Annotated in this window: 19 protein-coding genes; 7 read left to right on the top strand and 12 right to left on the bottom strand. The window is 39.6% G+C overall.

The genetic code is table 11. The features are described 5' to 3' along the window. Positions 1-100: 100 nt before the first annotated feature. Entirely contained in the window at positions 101-472 is a 372-nt protein-coding gene (locus tag CSV67_RS01860) for an iron chaperone (RefSeq protein WP_099629920.1), read from the bottom strand. Positions 473-753: 281 nt separating this feature from the next. Further along, entirely contained in the window at positions 754-1,968 is a 1,215-nt protein-coding gene (locus CSV67_RS01855) for an S-layer homology domain-containing protein (protein WP_099629919.1), read from the bottom strand. A gap of 170 nt (positions 1,969-2,138) precedes the next feature. Here CSV67_RS01855 and CSV67_RS01850 point away from each other — a divergent pair, with 170 nt between their 5' ends. Then, positions 2,139-2,939, top strand: a complete 801-nt coding sequence (locus tag CSV67_RS01850) for an arylamine N-acetyltransferase family protein (RefSeq protein WP_099629918.1) — start codon at positions 2,139-2,141, stop codon at positions 2,937-2,939. Between the two features lie 88 nt (positions 2,940-3,027). On the opposite strand, the gene CSV67_RS01845 is transcribed toward CSV67_RS01850, so the two are convergent. The 9 genes from CSV67_RS01845 to CSV67_RS01805 form a co-directional block, all read right to left on the bottom strand. Then, positions 3,028-3,747 (bottom strand): phosphocholine cytidylyltransferase family protein, encoded by a 720-nt coding sequence (locus CSV67_RS01845; protein ID WP_099629917.1) that lies wholly within the window; start codon positions 3,745-3,747, stop codon positions 3,028-3,030. A gap of 14 nt (positions 3,748-3,761) precedes the next feature. Then, positions 3,762-4,832, bottom strand: coding sequence for a pyridoxal-phosphate-dependent aminotransferase family protein (locus CSV67_RS01840; protein ID WP_099629916.1), 1,071 nt, complete (start codon positions 4,830-4,832; stop codon positions 3,762-3,764). A 990-nt stretch (positions 4,833-5,822) separates the two neighbouring features. Further along, positions 5,823-6,422: a malonate decarboxylase holo-ACP synthase gene (locus CSV67_RS01835; protein WP_099629915.1), complete on the bottom strand. Its 600-nt coding sequence runs from the start codon at positions 6,420-6,422 to the stop codon at positions 5,823-5,825. Beyond that, a complete protein-coding gene (locus CSV67_RS01830; RefSeq protein WP_099629914.1) occupies positions 6,413-8,095 on the bottom strand; it encodes a biotin-independent malonate decarboxylase subunit beta in 1,683 nt (560 codons plus the stop codon). The genes CSV67_RS01835 and CSV67_RS01830 overlap by 10 nt, the downstream gene beginning before the upstream one ends. Further along, positions 8,088-8,384, bottom strand: coding sequence for a malonate decarboxylase subunit delta (locus CSV67_RS01825; RefSeq protein ID WP_099630014.1), 297 nt, complete (start codon positions 8,382-8,384; stop codon positions 8,088-8,090). The genes CSV67_RS01830 and CSV67_RS01825 overlap by 8 nt, the downstream gene beginning before the upstream one ends. Next, on the bottom strand, positions 8,350-9,204 hold the full coding sequence (locus CSV67_RS01820) for a triphosphoribosyl-dephospho-CoA synthase (protein WP_099629913.1): 855 nt from the start codon (positions 9,202-9,204) through the stop codon (positions 8,350-8,352). The genes CSV67_RS01825 and CSV67_RS01820 overlap by 35 nt, the downstream gene beginning before the upstream one ends. A 14-nt stretch (positions 9,205-9,218) precedes the next feature. Beyond that, positions 9,219-10,865, bottom strand: a complete 1,647-nt coding sequence (mdcA, locus tag CSV67_RS01815) for a malonate decarboxylase subunit alpha (RefSeq protein ID WP_099629912.1) — start codon at positions 10,863-10,865, stop codon at positions 9,219-9,221. Positions 10,866-10,867: 2 nt separating this feature from the next. After that, positions 10,868-11,794 carry an ACP S-malonyltransferase gene (locus tag CSV67_RS01810; protein ID WP_099629911.1) on the bottom strand — a complete coding sequence of 309 codons (927 nt, stop codon included), beginning with the start codon at positions 11,792-11,794 and terminating at the stop codon, positions 10,868-10,870. Between the two features lie 9 nt (positions 11,795-11,803). Then, positions 11,804-12,454, bottom strand: coding sequence for a GntR family transcriptional regulator (locus CSV67_RS01805; RefSeq protein ID WP_099629910.1), 651 nt, complete (start codon positions 12,452-12,454; stop codon positions 11,804-11,806). Between the two features lie 186 nt (positions 12,455-12,640). Between CSV67_RS01805 and madL the strand changes: the two genes are divergently transcribed. From madL to CSV67_RS01790, 3 genes are read left to right on the top strand one after another with little or no spacing between them, the layout of a single operon-like run. Then, positions 12,641-13,051 (top strand): malonate transporter subunit MadL, encoded by a 411-nt coding sequence (madL, locus tag CSV67_RS01800; RefSeq protein ID WP_099629909.1) that lies wholly within the window; start codon positions 12,641-12,643, stop codon positions 13,049-13,051. Position 13,052: 1 nt separating this feature from the next. Next, the gene (gene madM / locus CSV67_RS01795; protein WP_369803119.1) at positions 13,053-13,817 is read left to right on the top strand and encodes a malonate transporter subunit MadM; all 765 of its coding nucleotides are present in this window, start codon (positions 13,053-13,055) and stop codon (positions 13,815-13,817) included. Between the two features lie 60 nt (positions 13,818-13,877). Then, positions 13,878-14,678: a sulfite exporter TauE/SafE family protein gene (locus CSV67_RS01790; protein WP_158232863.1), complete on the top strand. Its 801-nt coding sequence runs from the start codon at positions 13,878-13,880 to the stop codon at positions 14,676-14,678. Between the two features lie 159 nt (positions 14,679-14,837). Here the strand turns inward: CSV67_RS01790 and CSV67_RS01785 are convergent, their stop codons facing one another. After that, positions 14,838-16,085 (bottom strand): S-layer homology domain-containing protein, encoded by a 1,248-nt coding sequence (locus CSV67_RS01785; RefSeq protein WP_099629907.1) that lies wholly within the window; start codon positions 16,083-16,085, stop codon positions 14,838-14,840. Between the two features lie 494 nt (positions 16,086-16,579). On the opposite strand from CSV67_RS01785, the gene CSV67_RS01780 reads away from it, so the two are divergent. The 3 genes from CSV67_RS01780 to CSV67_RS01770 are packed head-to-tail and all read left to right on the top strand — an operon-like array spanning position 16,580 to position 19,621. Further along, complete coding sequence (locus CSV67_RS01780; protein WP_099629906.1) at positions 16,580-18,190, top strand: spore germination protein; 1,611 nt, start codon at positions 16,580-16,582, stop codon at positions 18,188-18,190. Positions 18,191-18,193: 3 nt separating this feature from the next. Continuing rightward, positions 18,194-19,384: a Ger(x)C family spore germination protein gene (locus CSV67_RS01775; RefSeq protein WP_099629905.1), complete on the top strand. Its 1,191-nt coding sequence runs from the start codon at positions 18,194-18,196 to the stop codon at positions 19,382-19,384. Between the two features lie 6 nt (positions 19,385-19,390). Continuing rightward, complete coding sequence (locus CSV67_RS01770) at positions 19,391-19,621, top strand: hypothetical protein (RefSeq protein WP_099629904.1); 231 nt, start codon at positions 19,391-19,393, stop codon at positions 19,619-19,621. Positions 19,622-19,647: the final 26 nt, after the last annotated feature.

The following is a 19,647-nucleotide window of genomic DNA, read 5'->3' as shown; positions in this document are numbered from 1 at the left end:
ATTCCATACATCAAAAAGCACCTATGCATGAAACTTTTACGAATGTTTACACCTTCTCGTTTTTTTACATACATAAGCACTTTTAAAAATTAATACGATCTTATTTACGCCAAAACGTTGTGCAATTTATTTTGTCTTGTATATTAAATTCAATCAATTTTTCCATCAAGCCGTAATCAATTGGCTCACTCCACTTAATTCTAAACAAGCCACTTGTAGCGCTATAGCCTGCTTCTGCAATTTCATCCGCAAAGCGCGCAATTCCTGCTGGTTCAGGTGAAATGCTCATATGATGCTTTGCGATAGAAATGCCAATAATAAAAGTGCCGTGGTCAGAGAACATCGGTGTATTCCACTTTATTTGCGGTTCCAAATTCGGGAATGTAGTAGTAACCCACGCCAACACTTCCTCTACACGTTGACGATGTTCCGGGGAATCGATACCCGCTATGTATTGCTTGAATAGTTCCATGAGATGACCTCCTAAATTGATTTGTAACTCACTAAATAATCTTTTGGTTTAGTATACCACACGGGTGCTCCTTCTTGATGAAGGTACCCACTTTGATGAAGGTACCAGGTCCCGACACTATTCTGAATTGTGTCGGGACCTGGTACCTCAAAAATTATGTCACTTGTAAACATAAAAAATACCTGCAACAAACTTCTACTCAAGTTGGCTGCAGGTATTTTTAATTACTCTTTCAGTTTCTACTCTCAATACTATTTACAACCTATTTTAAAAAATCAATTTCAGTTGGCGTCTAACATCTTTGACGTCTTCACTTTATAATACAACATATGTGCATCCGGAACTTTCACTTCCACCGCGTAGCGCGTCTCTTTTCCGTTCGTAAAGCGGACTGTCGCGATGAAGTTGCCTGGCTTGTTGACACGAATGAACACATCCGGCGAATCGGCATACCCTTCAAACGGCATGTTGCCGGATAGGACTTCCCCGTCCGTCCGCACGAAACGAATGTTTTCAACCTCTTCATTCGCCGCGAGTTTCAGTCGCGCTCGCGTCTTTAAAATATCGCTCGCGTATACTAACTGCGCTTTCAATTTGCCGTCGACTTTCTTCACATCCACATAGTATTTATGATAGTAGCGTTTAATATTTTGATTTTCCATACCATAATTACCGCCTAGCTGCAACGTTCCTCTTCCTTCTTTCAACGGCGTAACTTGTACACGATCACCGGTATATCCTGACGGTGTCTGTCTGCCTTTAATGATGGCTGCGTGGTACACCTCCGAGTTAACCGCAAATTCATCCGTGTCCTCATCGATCATTATTTCCGAGAAACGCAGCATGGGACCCCATGTCTTTAATGAATAGGACTCGGGATGGACACGCTCCGTTAGTTGCATCAACTTCGCTGCTTGTCCTCTCGTCACCCATTCATTGATGCCGAATCTGTCGGTCGTCACACCTGTTGTAATGCCGAGTTTATGCAGAATCAAGACATTCGCGCCATGCGACGTGTTGGGCTTGACGTCATGGAATGGATTTTCTTCCGCGTTAAAAGCAAAGCGCGGTAAATCGAATGCTTTCACGAGGATGGAAGCCAATTGTCCCCGTTTGACGGGATCATTCGGCCCGAAACTTCCGTCTTCATAGCCCCCGATCACTTCGAGCTCCGCAAGCTTGGCAATGGCATTATGATAACCATTCGCTTTCGAAACATCCTTGAATCCAGGATCCTTCACCATGTAATCGGGATTCAGTTTCATCAACTTCGCAATAATTGCTGCCGTCTGACCGCGCGTGATGGGGTTGCCCGGCTTAAATAAGCCGTCGGCATACCCCGTAATAATATGGCGTTCGGCCAATTCATTGACCGCCTCCGCAAAGTGCTTGGTTTCAGGAACATCCGTGAACTTCTGGTTGCTTGCAGCCATACTCGATAATGGCAGGCTGAGGGCAAGAGCCACCGTGCCAAATGTTATCCAAATCTTTTTCATTTTGTTTCTCCCCTTCTATTATATAATCATAGATCAACGTACAGACGGAGAAATCCGTAAATAGTTTCATTATATGTATACTATAATTATAGCCAAAAGCAGTTTTATTCGAAATCGCAAAAAAGTTGCTATGATGATGGCATCACTACTGATGAAAGGATGGATGAAATATGCTGCAATGGATTTCGAATCACTTGACACTTAAGGGCACACCGCTTGAGCAAATCAGCCAAGTTCAGACGCTCTTCGCCGAACAATTCGAATTTGAAAACCTGGATGTTCTACTGGCGAATGAAGAACCTATTACCGAGCGATATCTTCAAAATAAAATGATTAGACACGGACGTGGTGGCCTGTGCTACGAACTCAATGGCCTGCTGTATATCGTACTTAGAGATCTAGGTTTTCCAGTACAACTCGCCGCTGGTACTGTGTGGGCAACATCACCGCGAAACAGCTACGTCCTCGACCGGACGCACGTAGTGAACGTGCTCGAATACGAAGATACACTGTATTTGATCGACAGTGGTTTCGGCAGCAACCTCGTCATGCAACCCGTCGCACTGGATGGCGATCCCGTCACTTCGCCTGCTGGTACATTTCGGTTGCGGAGTGAAACGACCGAAAAAAGCACATTGATATTTGAACAACTGACGGACAACGGCTGGGAACGTCGCTATGGTCTCTATCCCGACGTAATCGACTGGACGCATTTGAACCATGTCAAACAGCAGATCCATCACTGCCTGGAATCTTCATTCAATAAAGCTCTACTCATCGCTAAAGCAACAAACGACGGCACGTACTCGATTAATGAAGATCGTTACCATCGCAAGTGTAGTGGCGACGAAGAAACTGTGCCGTTCCAAGATCACGACGAATTACTCGAACAAGTCAGACAGCATGCAGCTCCAGCTGTTTATGAAGCGACCGTGAATTATATAAACCAGCAAAAAACCTTCTGCGACTGATTTTGGTCGTGGAAGGTTTTTGTATGTAAAATGGTGCCAAGTCCCAACACTAGTCTGATTGGACCTATATATACAGAGATTTTCTGGATTATAATAGTGTCGGAACCTGGTACCCAAAATCAGTGTTTCTCCGAAATTCAAGGATTCTTTGATAATCTTCTATGACGTCTATTTCGGACCAAAACAAACCGCTAACGTCTACAACATGTATAGTTATCTCATCTATAAATGAATATAGAACATTTTCCCACCAAAAATCGTGATTTTGCTCTTTTATTAGTTCATCCAGTCTCTCTACAAACTTTCCCAAAAATATTTTCTTGATTTTGGCTATGCCGACATATTCTCCACTATATTCTTTTAAATCTTTACCATGCCCGATTAGCTGATTATCATTACAATAGAAAAGATAATCTAGTTCACTATTAGAATCCATTAGTAAAGTTTGTTCATGCTTAGAGCCTAGTAGTTTGTCTAACATATTCTGCTCAAAGTATACATCTGCATTCGCTATGATCATGTCTTCGTCATGGAGTTCGTTTCTCGAAAACCATAAAGAGGCTATACTATTTGTCATACTATAAAATGGATTGAAATAATATGTAACATCGAGGTCGCATAGAAGATCCTTAATAATATCCGCTTTATATCCAACAACAATTATAACTTTAATATTATTTCGTTGGAATAATTCAACAGTATGACGGATTAATGACCTCCCTCCTATATCAAGTGAACATTTGGGTACGTCGCCAATATATTCGCTAATTCTTGTTCCTCTTCCACCAGCCAATAATATAGCTTTCAAATATAACCCTCCCTTTATGAAATGGATTTTAAATTTTTCTTTATTTCATCTAGTAGATATTGGTTATTTTCGATAGTAATAGCACCGAGATGTCCGACTCTGAATATCTTACTACTTAATTCTCCTCCGTTAGGCATTACATATATATCACTATTTATCTTAAGCGATTGAACAACTGATTCAGGACTTATTGATCTAAGTGGACGTAAAGCTGTTAATGCGTTTGAAGGACTTTTAGTTGGAATTTCAAAAGGCAACTTGATAATTTCATTTCTAAAGTGAATTGCTAGTTCTCTAGTTTCTTGAATGATTTTTGTAACACTCTTTTTATCAACATACTTCAATTTTTTATTCAATTGTAATAAATTACTTACGGCTGGAGTATAGGGAGTCTGCCCTCTTTCACCGTCAGACAAGTATTTGTTGAAGTTAAAGTATACGCTCTTAAAGGAAATTTCTCTCACACGATCTTGTGATTTTTTGTCGAGAACAACATAGGACATACCCGGCGGGAGCCCTAATGCTTTCTGGGAGCTAATAATAACTGCATTAGCATTACATCCTTCCATGTCAAAAGGATCGGCTAAATATGTACTAATTGCGTCTATTACTAGTAGTAAATGATTTTTTTCACAAAACTCCTTAACCAAGTTTATATCATAGAGTACACCTGTAGAAGTTTCATGTAAATTAATGAGAAGGCCGGTAAAACCTTTTTTATCGTAAGGAATTAAATCACCAGTAGTTAAATCTTCAAAGAAGTTTAATTTAATCTCTCTATAATTTAGACTATGGACTTGGCAAATCTCTGAGAACCTAGAACCAAAAACTCCTCCATTTACAACAAGCAACTTATCTTCTTTATCAAACAAATTTAAAACGGTTGCTTCCATTGCAGCTGTACCTGAGGCAGTTAAAAAAACCACTTTAGAATCAATAGGAGAGTTCATACTTTGCTTTAACAGCTCTTCACTTTCTAATGTTATAGTAGAGAATTCCGCATTCCTAAAGTAAGGCATTTGTTTGGACCCTATTTTCAGCACTTCTTTATCAAGTGTGACAGGACCGACTGTGAAATTTAACAATGTAATTCCTCCCTCTATACATGTTGATGTATAACTGTTTGACCCGTTGGCCAAAAGATACCTATTCCAAGTAAAACAGAAACAGCCCACAATCCATTAGGCTTTCACATCGTACTCACTATTTGTAAGAGCTGCTGTCTGAATCCACTACGGCCGTATCATAACCGTCATTGGTTTGAATGATAAACTGATATTTTTTATATGTATACATTTCTCCGCTCTGACTCGGAGACGAACTCAATATTAATACATGCTGGTTCGTGAGGAGATTGGTCATAAAGCAAAATTAGCTTCGCTTCATCTTTTGGCAGCTCAAAATTCAGCTTGCCAATTTTAGTTTACTTCACACCATACATATTCCATTTGCCGCTTTCCTTTTTAAATATATATCAACAAAAGCCCCGCCTGATACTGGTCCAAGTGAACCCGTCAAAATAGTGTTAATATACAGTGTGTCTTTAGTGTCGGGACCTGGTACCAAAAATCCATTGTTTCGTGTACAGGTACCTCTTTCTTCTACTTCCGAAAAAAACGGAGTTTGATTGTTTGCACTAGAATTATTCGCATTTACTTTTCATTTATAGTTATTTTAAATATTTTTGTCATCTAAGGTAAAATATCTTCTAAATACATAACCCATTGCTTCTTCCCTATTTGATAGTTAATAATATAAGCAATACATTTTCACTAAATAAATCTATTTTATAGATACAATTGAACTATATCCTTAGTAACATCATAACCTTTTATTTACAAAGTATCAAAGTTCACTTACTACTCAGATATCTAAATTCAAAGAGCGTCAACTCCTGTCCTTGGAGTTGACGCGTTAATGAGGCTAATAAGTAGCCGAAGTACATCAATATAATTATAAAAGGCAAACCGTCAGCTACAAACGCTTCCGTAGGTAAGAATTTCACTTCATAGGTGCCATATTGTGTTTGAATAGCTCTCTTCACAACACATGTAACTAAACAAGCGATCTATATTCTAATTACTAACTAATCGATCCCTGTCCATTAACAAAACGCCAGTACTTGTACGCAATAAAACAGTGGGTGACGTAACTAGTTCATTCAACATACACGCTCCCAGATTTGTAATTTCTACTTGAACATCTATTGGATGCGCTGACATTTGTATTTTTTCATGTAAAAGTTGAAGTGGCTGAAGAGCTGTAAACCTTTCCTTATACAAAATAATATCCACATCACTGTATTCTGTACATGCTTGAATTCCTGTTGCCATCGTAAAACCTATACTTCCACCGATTCCCCAACGGATATCTTTAAATAAATCCCTAAGATATTCGATAGTCTCTTCATGACTGGTAGGTGGAACACCATGTGTCGCTTCTTCGGCTGTTATGACTTTGCGAATATTGTCTTTTGTTGTGAAGGCGGCAAATCGTTCAGAACGATTTGCGCCTCTAAATCCAATCGGAACGATATGATTCATTGTTTTCATTCGTCGCACGACAGCTATTGTGTTCGCTGTTTCTTCATTCAGTACCCAGTTTGGTATCGTTTCACTACTTTTAATTACTTGATTTGACTCCAAATAGACAATGTCATGAACATTTACTTCCATTGTGATTTAATCGCATCCCGCACAGCAATTGAAGCTTTGCGGCCTTTTTCAACAGCTTTTTCTGATGTTAGACGAACACGTAATGAATCATCTTTTGATTGTAATATGTCAGTAGTTGCGGCTTCAATTGAGCTTTTCACTCGATTGACTTGCTCATCTGACGGTTGATCAGCGTCTATATCTTGAAGTAATTCATGTATCGCGCCTAGTGATTGGAATGATTGAATATCATAAGCCATCGATGGAACGGTTTTTGCAAATTCATCTAGTTCTTCAACTGTACGCATCGTCACGAGAGCAGCTGATTTCTTTGACATGACATGTACTTGAATTGCTTCATCATCAAACGATAAGATTCTATTACTCTGCATGCCATGTGATAAAAACGCACCTGAAATAGCTTTTCCGACAATTAAAGTGACTAGTGGATGGCCGTTCTGACGTGCAACGGCATACGCTTCTACACTTGCAGCACAAGCTAAATAAATACCAAATAGTTCCTCGTGGTATCCAAACGCTTGTCCTGGTACATCCACGATCGGAACAATGACTCTCTTTTCATCCATCTTAGCATCTTCTTCAATCGCTTCACGTACATACTTCGCAACTGTCCATGCTTCTTCAAGACCAAACTCCCCGTTTCTCGCTCTATAAAACTTTGATTCTTCATTTGGTACGACTGCAATATAACGTACTTTTCTTCCGTCTTGTTCTTTATCTGCAACTAATACAGATGGAGTTGGTGATATGGATGGTGCATTATCGGTCAGTTTATTAAACCATGAACGCCCACGACTTTCTTGCTGATTACTTTGTTTATTCTCCTTCGTTCCCATATATTTTGCACGATGCTTTAAATAACTCTGCGCCTCTGTAGGTTCAATTTTTTCCTTTACAGATAGTTCATCGAGCATGCTCAAAAATTCTGTATACTGCTGCGTTCGTTCGGCATACTTATTTTCGCTCCAAATCGATTCAATTGCTTCTATATAGTTCGGTAAGTCATCTTCCACAACCTTATCGATCAACGCACTTTCAAAACGGCCAGTTCCGCCAATCATCTTCCAAATAAATTGCTTATTTTTCGAGTTAAGCTCTCTAACACCCGCTTCTTGCTCTACTACTTCAGGGCCGTTCATTCCCAATCTACCCTCTCTTGTCATGATAAGGGCTGAACATAATCCAGCTGTTAGTGACATTCCTCCGAATGAACCAATTTTACCTGGAATTATACCAATCACTGGTACATGTTTTTTAATAGCAACAATCGCAGAGCTGATTTCAGCGATAGATAGTAATCCATAGTTCGCTTCTTGTAATCGAACTCCACCTGTATCGTATATGATGATTGGATAGATCAAGTGACCATTTTCACAGTCTTCTAGTGCCCTCTCTAGAGCACCTGCAAATTTAGCACCTGAAACTTCTCCAATTCCTCCACCCTGGAAATTTCCTTCTATAGAAATAACAAGAGTCGACTTGCCGGCAATAGTTCCTTTTGCAATGACCATTCCGTCATCGCTTTGTGGAACTATGTTTTGCGCTTCCAAATGGGGTGATTCAAATCCATCAAATGGTCCTAACAACTCTACCATTGATCCTTCATCAAGCAAAATTTGCGCACGTTCTCTCGCCTTACTTTCAACTAAACTAACTTGCAACATGTTAGACATGGGTACTCACCTCCGCAGCTTGAGCCAATCGAATCGATACGACACCGGGCGTAGCACCAAAATCATTAATTTTGATAGATGCCAAAATTTGTTGTTGAGCCATAAAGCGTTCAATGACTCGCTCCCATGTATCGGCATATCCTTTAATGCCCGTCCGAATTTCAACAATCGCTTCGTTACCCTCTATTGGTTCCATCAAAATTTCTAAATCACCAGATCCTACGACTCCAATATGCGTCTTGCTTTGAATAGGTTTACTCGCTGGAAACTTGTACACTAACTTCTCCATATGAAAACCTCCTTTGTTGTTTTGTTATCCAATTCGAAATAAAAAATGTAGTTGCTAGTAAATCTGCAGATCCGCCTGGGGAAATCCAAGACTGCTGAAATTCTCTATCCAGACGTTCGACTGCTTCAATAGAGAAGTTTTTCATAATGTTTTCAGCTTCCGTTTTAGCAAATTCTAATGCATCCAATCCACCTCGATGAACTAAACATGTATCATTAAGATTTGATATAAGGGCAAGCAATGTTAGTAACTTCGCTTCTAACGTATTGTGATTGAAACGCGCTTTCTCATAAGTTGGATAGCTATACTTGCGAATATGTGGAAAGCCATATTGTGCCTCTTCTCTCGCACCTGGCATTCCATATTTTTTCTTAACATTTAATCCGTTCGTTGGCTGATTTGGTATCATTCGGTCTGGTAGTTTTGCCAATTCTGCTGCATCTTCAAGAACTTGTGGAAAAGAGATATTTCCTTTTCTACGCGCAATCGCCGCACAGATCAATCCAATAGACCAGATGGCTCCCTTATGTGTGTTGACATCATTTGTCACGGTAAACATAAGTTGCTCACCGGTTCGTCCGATTTCACCGAACTGCTCACGTAAACGAGTAGTAGGTGTTTCCCCATAATGTAGCAGTGCTATGTTGTAAAATGTTTCATGTAAACTTAATGCCGATTCACACATTAATGAGTGGTTCAAGTCTACATGTGAGCCGTTATTGTGCAAATCGACCAATCCAGGTTTAGGTGTTAATTCCACTTCTTCAAACAAAGCTGCTACTGCTTCATCTGCGATAACCTTGCAAATCTTTTGACGCATGTGACATTCACTCCTTACCAACTCTTGAATCTCGCAGGTGGCTCATATAAACCGCCTGACCACTGAACCAAATCATCAATACTTTTTGCGGCTAGTAATGATCGATTGGCTTGCCCTCTTTGAATATTCATATCTTCAGGCATCGCTATCATTCCACGATCTCGCAATTGCTGTGTTTTCTCAAGATCATGTTCCATTCCAAGTGGTGTTACTCCAGCGATTGATGCAATCATTTCTCTTCGCTCAGCAGGACTATCCGTTTTATATAAATAGGCAATACCCTCTTCTGTTACTACGTGTGTAATGTCTTCCGCATAAATCATGACTGGTGCAACTGCTAAATCAGCTTGCTTTTTCACATCAATTGCGTCTAATCGCTCCACAAAAACAGGCGTATTTGCATCTTGATAAGTTTCCGCGACCTGAACTACCAACTTTTTACCTCGCGCAAGTTCATCCGTGGAAGTCATCATATTATACCAAGCCTCTGTGGAATGGCGTCTGCCTCCTGGATTATGGCCCATATTGGGTGCTCCACCATAGCCGGCCAAACGACCTTTTGTTACGGTAGATGAATTTCCATACGCATCCATCTGTAAAGTTGAGCCTATAAATAGATCTGCTGCGTACTGACCTGCTAGTTGAGCCAATGTTCGATTAGATCGCATACTACCATCCTTACCCGTGAAGAATACATCTCTTCTTGCTTGAACATACTTCTCCATTCCAAGTTCCCCACCAAAACAATAAATACTTTCTGCCCAACCGGACTCTATAGCTGGGATCAGTGTAGGGTGAGGATTGAGAATCCAGTTTTTACAGATCTTTCCCCTTAAACCTAGACTTTCTCCGTATGTTGGCAATAATAATTCAATAGCCGCTGTATTAAAACCAATTCCGTGATTTAACGATTGAACTCCATGTTTTTCATAAATTCCTCTAATGCACATCATGCCTTGTAACACTTGAATATCTGTTATATGTCGTGGATCACGTGTAAATAATGGCTCCAATTCGTAAGGCTTATCGGCTTCTACAATGAAGTCTACCCAAGAACTCGGGATGTCGACACGAGGTAATTCATCTACAATTTCGTTCACCTGAACAATAACAATTCCATCACTAAATGCGGCTGCCTCTACAATCGTAGGTGTTTCTTCAGTATTAGGTCCCGTATATAAATTACCTTGTCTATCGGCTTTATCTGCAGCGACTAGTACCACGTTAGGTATTAAATCCACAAATAGTCTCCCATATAGTTCCACATACGTATGTAGATCGCCTAGCTCCAATTTACCGTCTTCTAGCATTTGTGCAATTCTCATGCTTTGCGGTCCTGCATAGCTCATATCAATTCGCTTCGCAATGCCTTCTTCGAAAATATCTAAATGTTCCGGTCGAGATACACTTGACATAATCATATGCAAATCATGGATTTTTTCTGGATTCACCATTACTAATGACTGAGATAGAAATGAAGCTTGTTTTTGATTATTTCCTTCGAGCACTACACGGTCGCCTGGTTTAATTAGTAACTCTAAAGCCTCTATAATTCTATCCGTAGGAATGATCAGACCATCAACCAACTTGTTAACGCTTTCAATAATTTGTTGTTTTTTTTCAAATCTCTTATTCCATGAACTTATAGTAGTATTTGTCATATCTACACTCCTTTGTTTTTCTCTACGTACAGACAATCCTCTATTCCATTTGTAGTAACCGCATAACTATAAGTATCAGGAAAGGCTTGATTTGCTAGCCGCTTCAATACATCACCAGGTGGCATTTCAATAAATTGACGTACACCATTTTCATGTAAAACAGTGGTTACATCATGCCATCGAACAGGTAACGCAATACTCTCTGCCAAGTCATCTGAAATATCTTCAGCTCGTCTTAAAACTCTAGCATTTCTATTGGCTATTACAGGAATAGTTGGACGTCTCAATTCTAAAGAACTCAATCGTTCTTTTAACTTTTTCTGAACTGGAAGAAATAATGGAGAATGAGAAGGTGTCGTGACACGTAACATTTTCGCCGAACTCGCTCCCTTTCCATCTACTTCTCTAATCACTTGTCTCATGGCACTTTTATGTCCGGATAATGTTAGCTGTGTTGGCGAATTGCGGTTAGAAACATATACAGGAAACTCTTCCGTATGGATAGTCGAAACTACTTTTTCTAATTGAACTTCTGTTAACCCAACGATGACAGCCATTCCATAGTACTCGTCTTGAAGCTCTTCCATTAATTCTCCACGTTCTTTCACTAACGTCAAAGCATCTTCAAATTTCAAGACATTTGCTATAACAGCAGCTGCAAAGGCTCCAACCGAATGGCCGGCAACAAATTGTGGCTCTGCTCCTTCATCCATAAAATACCTTGCTGCTGCCACACCCGCGGTCAACATAGTCATCTGCACATTTTTTGTACTGTTCAATTTTTCCTTAGTTTGTAATGCGCGGATGGGCTCATTTAGTATTTCCGAAGCTGTATTTATTGTTTTGATCACACCAGAATATTGAGGTAGATCATCTAGAAATAGTGGATACTGTGAACCTTGCCCAGGAAATAACCATGCGCTTTTCATATGAATCACCTACAATAATTTACTTTTCACGCTAAATATTACATCTTCGGTGTGTTTACGTAGAGTGGATTTCACTTGAACAATATCATCCTTCACTAAACAGCTGTAAATTTGCTTATGTTCTCTCACTGACTTCTCAATCATCTTATTGCTGGAAAAATGAATAACCTGAATACGTAATAACGGTAATGATATTTTGCTGTACATATCAGTCAATACACTACTCTTACTCAACTTCAAGATTAAGTAATGAAATTGATAGTTTAAGTGAGCATATTCTGTAATGTCATCTACTATAGTCATGTGTTGGACAAGTGTCTTCATCTCGTCTAATAACATTTTTTCTTGACTAGGTTTAGTCAAGCGTTCTACTGCTAATAACTCCAATGAATTGCGGACATCCAATAAATCTTTCATCTCATCTATTGTGTACCCTTTGATATAGGCACCTTTTCGAGGTACGCGTTCAATAATTCCTTCCATAGTGAGTAAATAGATTGCTTCTCGAACCGGAGATCGGCTAATTTGAAACTGTTCAGCGTAATTACTTTCAACAACTTGATCGCCAGGTTTTAACTCATTGTTTAATACTTGCCCTAGTAATTGATTCGCTACCATTACTGATAAAGCGTTATCTAATGACTTCTCAAAATATTCCATTGGCTCACCTCAATTTAAGTTACATAGTCGACTGTATACTATCATATTATACAAATTGGATAATTTATTCAATAGTAAATGTTGAATATTCTAATAATATTGAAACTTTAGCTTGCATATTTCCAATTTATTGATTATCCTAAATTTAGAATACAGTCGACTAAATAATTTTGGAGGAGTGAACGAATGGTAATTTACGGTGTTGCAATTTTAGCTGCTTGTTTTTTAGTAGGGATGTTTTGTGGTGAAATTATTGGAAGCCTAATGGGTGTAGATTCCAATGTAGGCGGTGTAGGAATCGCCATGCTTTTGCTTATTGTTGTAATAGATAGACTACAAAAGAAAGACATGTTGAGTATGCCAGCTCAGTCTGGTTTAGCTTTTTGGAATGCTATGTATATACCTATCGTCATTGCCATGGCAGCTAGTCAGAATGTGTTAGGCGCTTTAACAGGTGGTCCTTTGGCTATTGTCGCTGGTGGGGTTACAGTCGTTATAAGTTGGTTCTTCGTTCCTATCATAGGCGGTAAGAAAGCAAAGGAATCTGAGATTGAATTCAATAGAACTAACCCACTAAAGCCAAAGGAGGCGAATTAACATGTTTATGGAAGCGATTACAAATGCACTCGAATCAAATGGATTGATTACAGGTTTTATAGTTGTAGGTATTACAATGTACATTGCTTATCTAATATCTAGTAAGCTAACGAGGGGGCTCGTGCATGGATCCGCTATTGCAATCGTTCTCGGTTTAATACTCGCCTATTTTGGTGGTCTTTTTTCAGAAGGCACAAAAGGTTTGTCCGATATTTCACTATTTGCCGGAATTGGTTTTTTAGGCGGAAGTATGTTGAGAGATTTCGCAATTGTAGCTACCGCTTTTGGTGCAAACTTTGATGAAATTAAGAAAGCGGGTATTAAAGGTGTACTCTCTCTATTTTTCGGTGTATTCCTATCATTCTTTATCGGTGTAGTCATAGCGTTAGTCTTTGGTTATACTGATGCAGTTAGCCTTACAACAATTGGTGCGGGTGCTGTTACGTATATTGTGGGTCCAATTACAGGTGCAGCATTAAATGCAAGTTCTGAAGTAATCGCCATCAGTATAGCAGCTGGTTTAGTGAAATCAGTTCTGGTTATGGTGGGAACACCGTTTGTAGCTAGATTCATTGGATTGAATAATCCTTTATCAGCTATGATATACGGTGGGTTGATGGGTACTACCTCTGGCGTAGCAGGTGGCTTAGCTGCTACAGATATCCGGTTAGTCCCTTATGGAGCCGTCACTGCAACCTTCTACACGGGTTTGGGTTGTTTACTTTGTCCTACTATACTTTACTTGATTACAAACTCGATTTGGTAATAGTTTTATTTACTTAATTTACATCTTTCCCATTCAATACTATGTTAAATGAGGAGTTTCATGTATCTATTTATTGTCTTTTTGACATTTGGGGTGTTGACAGGCTTACTGTCTAGTCTGTTTGGATTTGGTGGTGGTTTTGTTGTAGTGCCAATGTTATATATAATATTACCAACATTAGGGTTTCCTGATACTCTAGTAATGTATGTAGCAATAGGAACGTCATTAGCCATTATGATTGTAAATTCCACTAATTCTACAATATCTCATCATCGCAAAAAACATATCTTGTGGTTTATCTTTTTACAACTTGCACCGACAATCGCTGTTGGTGCAATAATTGGAGGGTTAGTTTCCCCTTTAATTGAAGGAGATATTCTTAGATATTTATTTATTACTCTAGTTGTGTATACAATTTTTTCATCTCTTATTACGAAAAGCTTTATCCATATTAAAACGGATTCTATACAGATGCCTAGTCGCTTGAAAACATCACTCGCCGGAGGAATAATTGGGTTTATTTCTACTTTACTTGGAGTTGGCGGAGGTTTAATGACCATACCATTTTTACGTACTTGTCACTTAAAAATGGTCAATGCCGTTTCGTTAGCCACCCCTTTAAGTCTGCCCATAGCAATTTTTGGAACGATCACTGCTATATATAACGGTTTTAACCACCCTGATCTTCCTCCATGGTCTCTTGGTTTTGTTTATATTCCAGCATTTCTAGGTATTGTATTTGGAGGATTTATAGGTGTGCCAATTGGAATTTGGATTTCTCACATCCTTCCCGATCGATTATTTTCTAGAATCTATTTATTATTACTCTCAATTGTTGTAATGACAATGATCTTCGAATAATATATAAAGTTAAAAACAGTCTTGAAAGTCATATCCTACTGACTTTTAAGACTGTTTTTTATTAAATAAAAGGAAATGTTTATCCATTCACGCAATCTTCAACAACAACGTCTAATACGATAAAAATGCCCGGCAACCCGCCAGGCATTTCTATCATTCTCAATATTCGTAATAGCCACTATCTGAACGCACGTCGACTGTATGACGACCGTCATTCGTCTGAACAGTGAATCGATATTTTTTGTACGTATACGTTTCACCGCTCTTCCCATCTCGATCTCTTGCCTCTGATTGGGAGATGAACTGAATGTTGACAGGTTTTTGATAAGAATAATCATAACGCAAAATCTGCTCCACTTCATCCTTCGTTAGCTCAAAATTCCTCTTGCCAATCGGGGTGTACTTCAAATCATGTATTTTCCATTTACCGCTTTCCTTTTTAAACATATAATCCACGAATAATCCGCCTGAAACCGGTCCGTCTGAATCCAGCAAAACCGTGTGAATGTTCAGTGTGTCTTTGCTTGGCTGCGAATAATTCAGGCGGAACGACAACTCTGATACATAGAATGGGAAGAAAGAATTATCGCACTCGAAACAAACATATGGATAATCTGGCTTCATTTGAACATCTGTGAATCTTGCAGTTGCATAAGGTAGTAGCTCGGCACGAATTTCACTAAACTTTTTCTTCGCTATCATTCCTCTGATCATGACACCTTCTACCTCAGCCGATTTGCGGTGTATAAGATCCAGCACTTCCTCTTTGCTCACTGTTCCTGTTTCCACAGGTGTGACGCCCACTTTCAACGCTCGACTCAAAAACTCCGCGTAATGCGCACGGGTTACCGGGCGGTTCGGATAAAAATTACCCTTATCACCTTTTGCTACGCCATTCACCAGCAGTGCGTGCGCATGCACAAAGCCCCAATGATCCTGATATAAGTCATGGAAGCCACCAGGCCGCTCATCGAAACGAAAACGGAACGCCAAATCCAAAATTTTCGCCATCTGAATCCGTGTAACCGGCGCATTCGGATTAAATTTCTGATTTAATCCTCCGCTCACGATACCCGCCTGTGTCAAATTCATGATGGGCTGATAGTACGGGTGACTCAGCTGCACATCTTTATAGATCAGCTTTTTACTTGCTTTTGGTAGCTTCAGTGCCTGATCGAGCAATGTCGCGACATGTTTCCGGCTGATCGGCTCATTCGGTCGGAATTTGCCGTCCGGATAACCGTTAATAAATCCTTTCTTCTCCATCTCTTGAATCGCTGTGTAGTTCGGATGCTTCTTCGGCACGTCTGTAAATTCTTTTGCGGATGCCTGTCCTGTATGAATGAAGGTAATGGATAAGATGAACAGTAATGCAATCCACAGAACAGTTTGTAGTAATTTACTCATGTCTTCACTCCTTGTATGTTTGTAGTAAATGCTCTTTCGGATAGAATTTCCGATATGTAGTACTATAGTACAAGGTTAATAGAATCAATTCAATATCTAAATAGAATTTATATTTAGAAAACCAGTTAACTCCTTTTAAAAAATTACTTCTATTATATAAGTCGCCAGCAGACACCCCTTTCACCATTCTACTCAAACCCTCATTAGCCTTTTCCTGGGATTCAATATTGCACGTCGTTCCCCCATTACAACCGTCTATTACTTCTACAGCAGCTCATTCAACCGAGCCCCCCCTTAGATATAGCCGAATGAAAGTATCACCCATCAAACACCCGCTACCAACAAAAAGCCCTTTCATTTCACCACTCCCATCCAAAAACACCAATCAACCCGCATAAAAGAAGAAAAATAAGGACAAGATGAATAAAACAGCAAAGAAATAGCACAAATCATGCATAACTTTTCAAAATACCAAACAGTAAAAGAGGTAGTGTATGGGCTTTTTTAAAAAGAAAACTAATACGAAAGAACAATCCACTCCCCCTAGCCAAACGAACGAAAACAGTTCACCAAACGATTTAAAGACAAGTCTTCAAGACAATATACAATTCGTAAAAAATAGCTTGGGCGAAAGCTCGGATATTGTAATTCGAGAAATCCGAATTGGTCAAGACGGATCGGTGAAAGCAGGTATTTTCTATACCGATGGATTGACCGATACACCTTCATTGCAAAATTTCATAATGGAATCTTTGATGTTGGATATAAAAGGTACCGGATTAGAAAAGAAGTTGACGCCAGGACATAATCTTTTAACCGCCTTAAAAGATTTTGCTATGACGGTAGGGGAGATTAAAGATCTAACCAATTTTGATGATCTTTTCACTTCTCTTTTATCAGGAGATACTATTCTGTTGATCGATGGATATTCTGAAGGTCTGGTGATGGGTAATAAGCACTGGGTTGAGCGCGGGATAACAGAGCCTGCGTCTCAGACAGTAGTCAGAGGACCACGCGAAGGGTTTTCCGAAAATCTGCGTGTGAATACGGCATTAATTCGTCGGAAAATTAAAGACCCGAACCTTTGGATGGAGTCAAAGGTTATTGGAACACGCACGAAAACGAATGTTTCCCTCATGTATATTCATGGTGTTGCAAATGACAAAATTGTGAATGAAGTCCGTTTACGTTTGGATCGCATAGATATTGATGGGATTCTTGAAAGTGGGAATATCGAGGGATTCATTGAAGATTCAACGTATTCTCCTTTTCCCACTGTTTTCAATACGGAACGTCCGGATATTGTAGCTGCGGCACTTCTCGAAGGTCGCATAGCCATTTTAGTAGATGGAACCCCATTTGTGCTGATCGTGCCGGCACTGTTCGTCCAATTTTTTCAGTCTCCTGAAGATTACTATGTGCATACGGGTATTGGGAGTCTGATTCGACTCCTTCGCTTTTTTGCATTTATGATTGCGTTGCTTGCACCCGCATTATTTGTTGCCATCACAACTTTTCATCAAGTCATGTTACCACCTGCATTGCTCATTAGCCTGACAGCCCAACGAGAAGGTGTTCCATTTCCGGCATTTGTTGAAGCCATCATTATGGAAGTCACTTTTGAAATATTGAGGGAAGCAGGCATACGAATGCCCCGCTCGATCGGTTCAGCCATGTCGATTGTAGGTGCCTTTGTAATTGGGACCGCAGCGGTTGAAGCCGGCATTATATCTGCCGCTATGGTAATCGTCGTTTCCATAACCGCCATATCTAGTTTCGTTTCGCCTACTTACAACATGGCGATTTCGGTAAGAATACTGCGTTTTGGATTTATGGGTTTGGCCGCATCGTTTGGTTTATACGGCCTAGCCATAGGATTGGTCGCTCTTATTCTCCATTTATGCAGTTTACGTTCTTTTGGTGTACCCTATATGGCACCATTCGCTCCATTTAATGTTTCCGATCAAAAAGATACGTTAATTGTTGTCCCTATATGGAAAATGTTTACTAGGCCTCGCCTAATCAATCAAACCAATGTGGTGAGGCAACAAGATCCAGCTTCTGCAAAACCGCAACCACCAAAAAATGAGGAATCGGGGGAGTAAGTGATGAAAAAAAGTCTATTGGTACTCTTGATTCTCACCCTCTTTCTCTCGGGTTGTTGGGATCGGAGGGAGTTAAATGAGCTCGGCATCACAATGGCAATGGGAATCGACAAATCAGAAAATCAATACGTAATCAGTGCCCAAGTGGTCGTACCTTCAGAGGTATCTATGAAAACAAATAGCCAGGGGCGTTCAGCAGTCACTCTCTTTCAAGCAAGTGGAGAATCGGTATATGAAGCTCTTCGAAAAATGACAAAGAATTCTCCTCGAAAAATTTATCCTGGACATCTTCTTATATTGGTCATCAGTGAGGATCTAGCGAAAGAAGGAATAGCCGAATCATTAGATTTACTCTCAAGGGATTGGGAGCTTCGACCGGACTTCTATGTAGTAGTTGCGAAGAATACTACTGCTTCTGAAGTATTGAATGTGAATACACCAATAGAAAGCATTCCCGCCACTAAAATGTATAAGTCTCTTAAAGTATCAGAAAGAAACTGGGCTGGAACAAAAGGCATTATATTAGATGAGCTAATAAAAGATCTTTTAACTGACGGAAAGGAAGCTGTATTAACAGGAATTGAAATAATAGGAGACAAAGAAATAGGTTCAAGCAAACAGAATGTGGAAACGATCACTTCGTCCACCGAAATAAAATATGATCATTTAGCTGTCTTTAAAGGAGATCGGCTTGTCGGCTGGTTAAATGAAGAGGAAAGCAGAGGATACGCGGAAATCACCAACTCCGTAAAATCAACCGTAACAGCTATTCCTTGTCCTAAAAAGGGGAAAATCTCTGTAAATATTCTTCACTACAATGCCAAAGTTACAGGCGCTATCAACAAAGGTACACCCGAGGTGAATATCAAAATTCAAGCAGAAGGCGATTTAGGAGAAGTACAATGTCCGATTGACCTAACGAAACCTAAGACCATTGACGAGTTAGAGAAAATTTATGAAAAAGAAGTGGAAGAAGTTATTCATCGAACAATCGATACAGTACGCAGTCAATATGCATCCGATATTTTCGGGTTTGGTGAAGCCATCTCTCGATCCAATCCGAAAGAATGGGATAAGATGAAAGAACATTGGGATGAAGAATTTCCCGAAGTAACCGTCAATACGCAGATTGACATGAAAATTCGTCGGATCGGTACAGTAAATAATTCTTTCTTAGAAAAGATAAAGGACTAACTCATCATGATAAAAAGTATAGGAATACTTTTGATAGCAGCTGCCATTGCGTGGTTTGAAGTCCCTTCTCTCTTGGATAAAAAACACAAAAAAGAATTGCTTGTGTTTTCTATTCTTCTTACGATTGGAGTAGCGCTAGGCATGGTACTTGGATTCGGAAAAACTCTTCCATCCCCAATGGAATTACTCACTTTTTTGTTTACACTGCTTACTGACCGAATGACTCCTTTACTATAGTGAATAACCACGCAGAAAGAAAGGTA

It is taken from the genome of Sporosarcina sp. P2, assembly GCF_002743255.1.
In the GTDB taxonomy this organism is placed as follows: Bacteria; Bacillota; Bacilli; order Bacillales_A; family Planococcaceae; genus Sporosarcina.
This window is presented reverse-complemented; position numbering and strand designations above follow the sequence as displayed.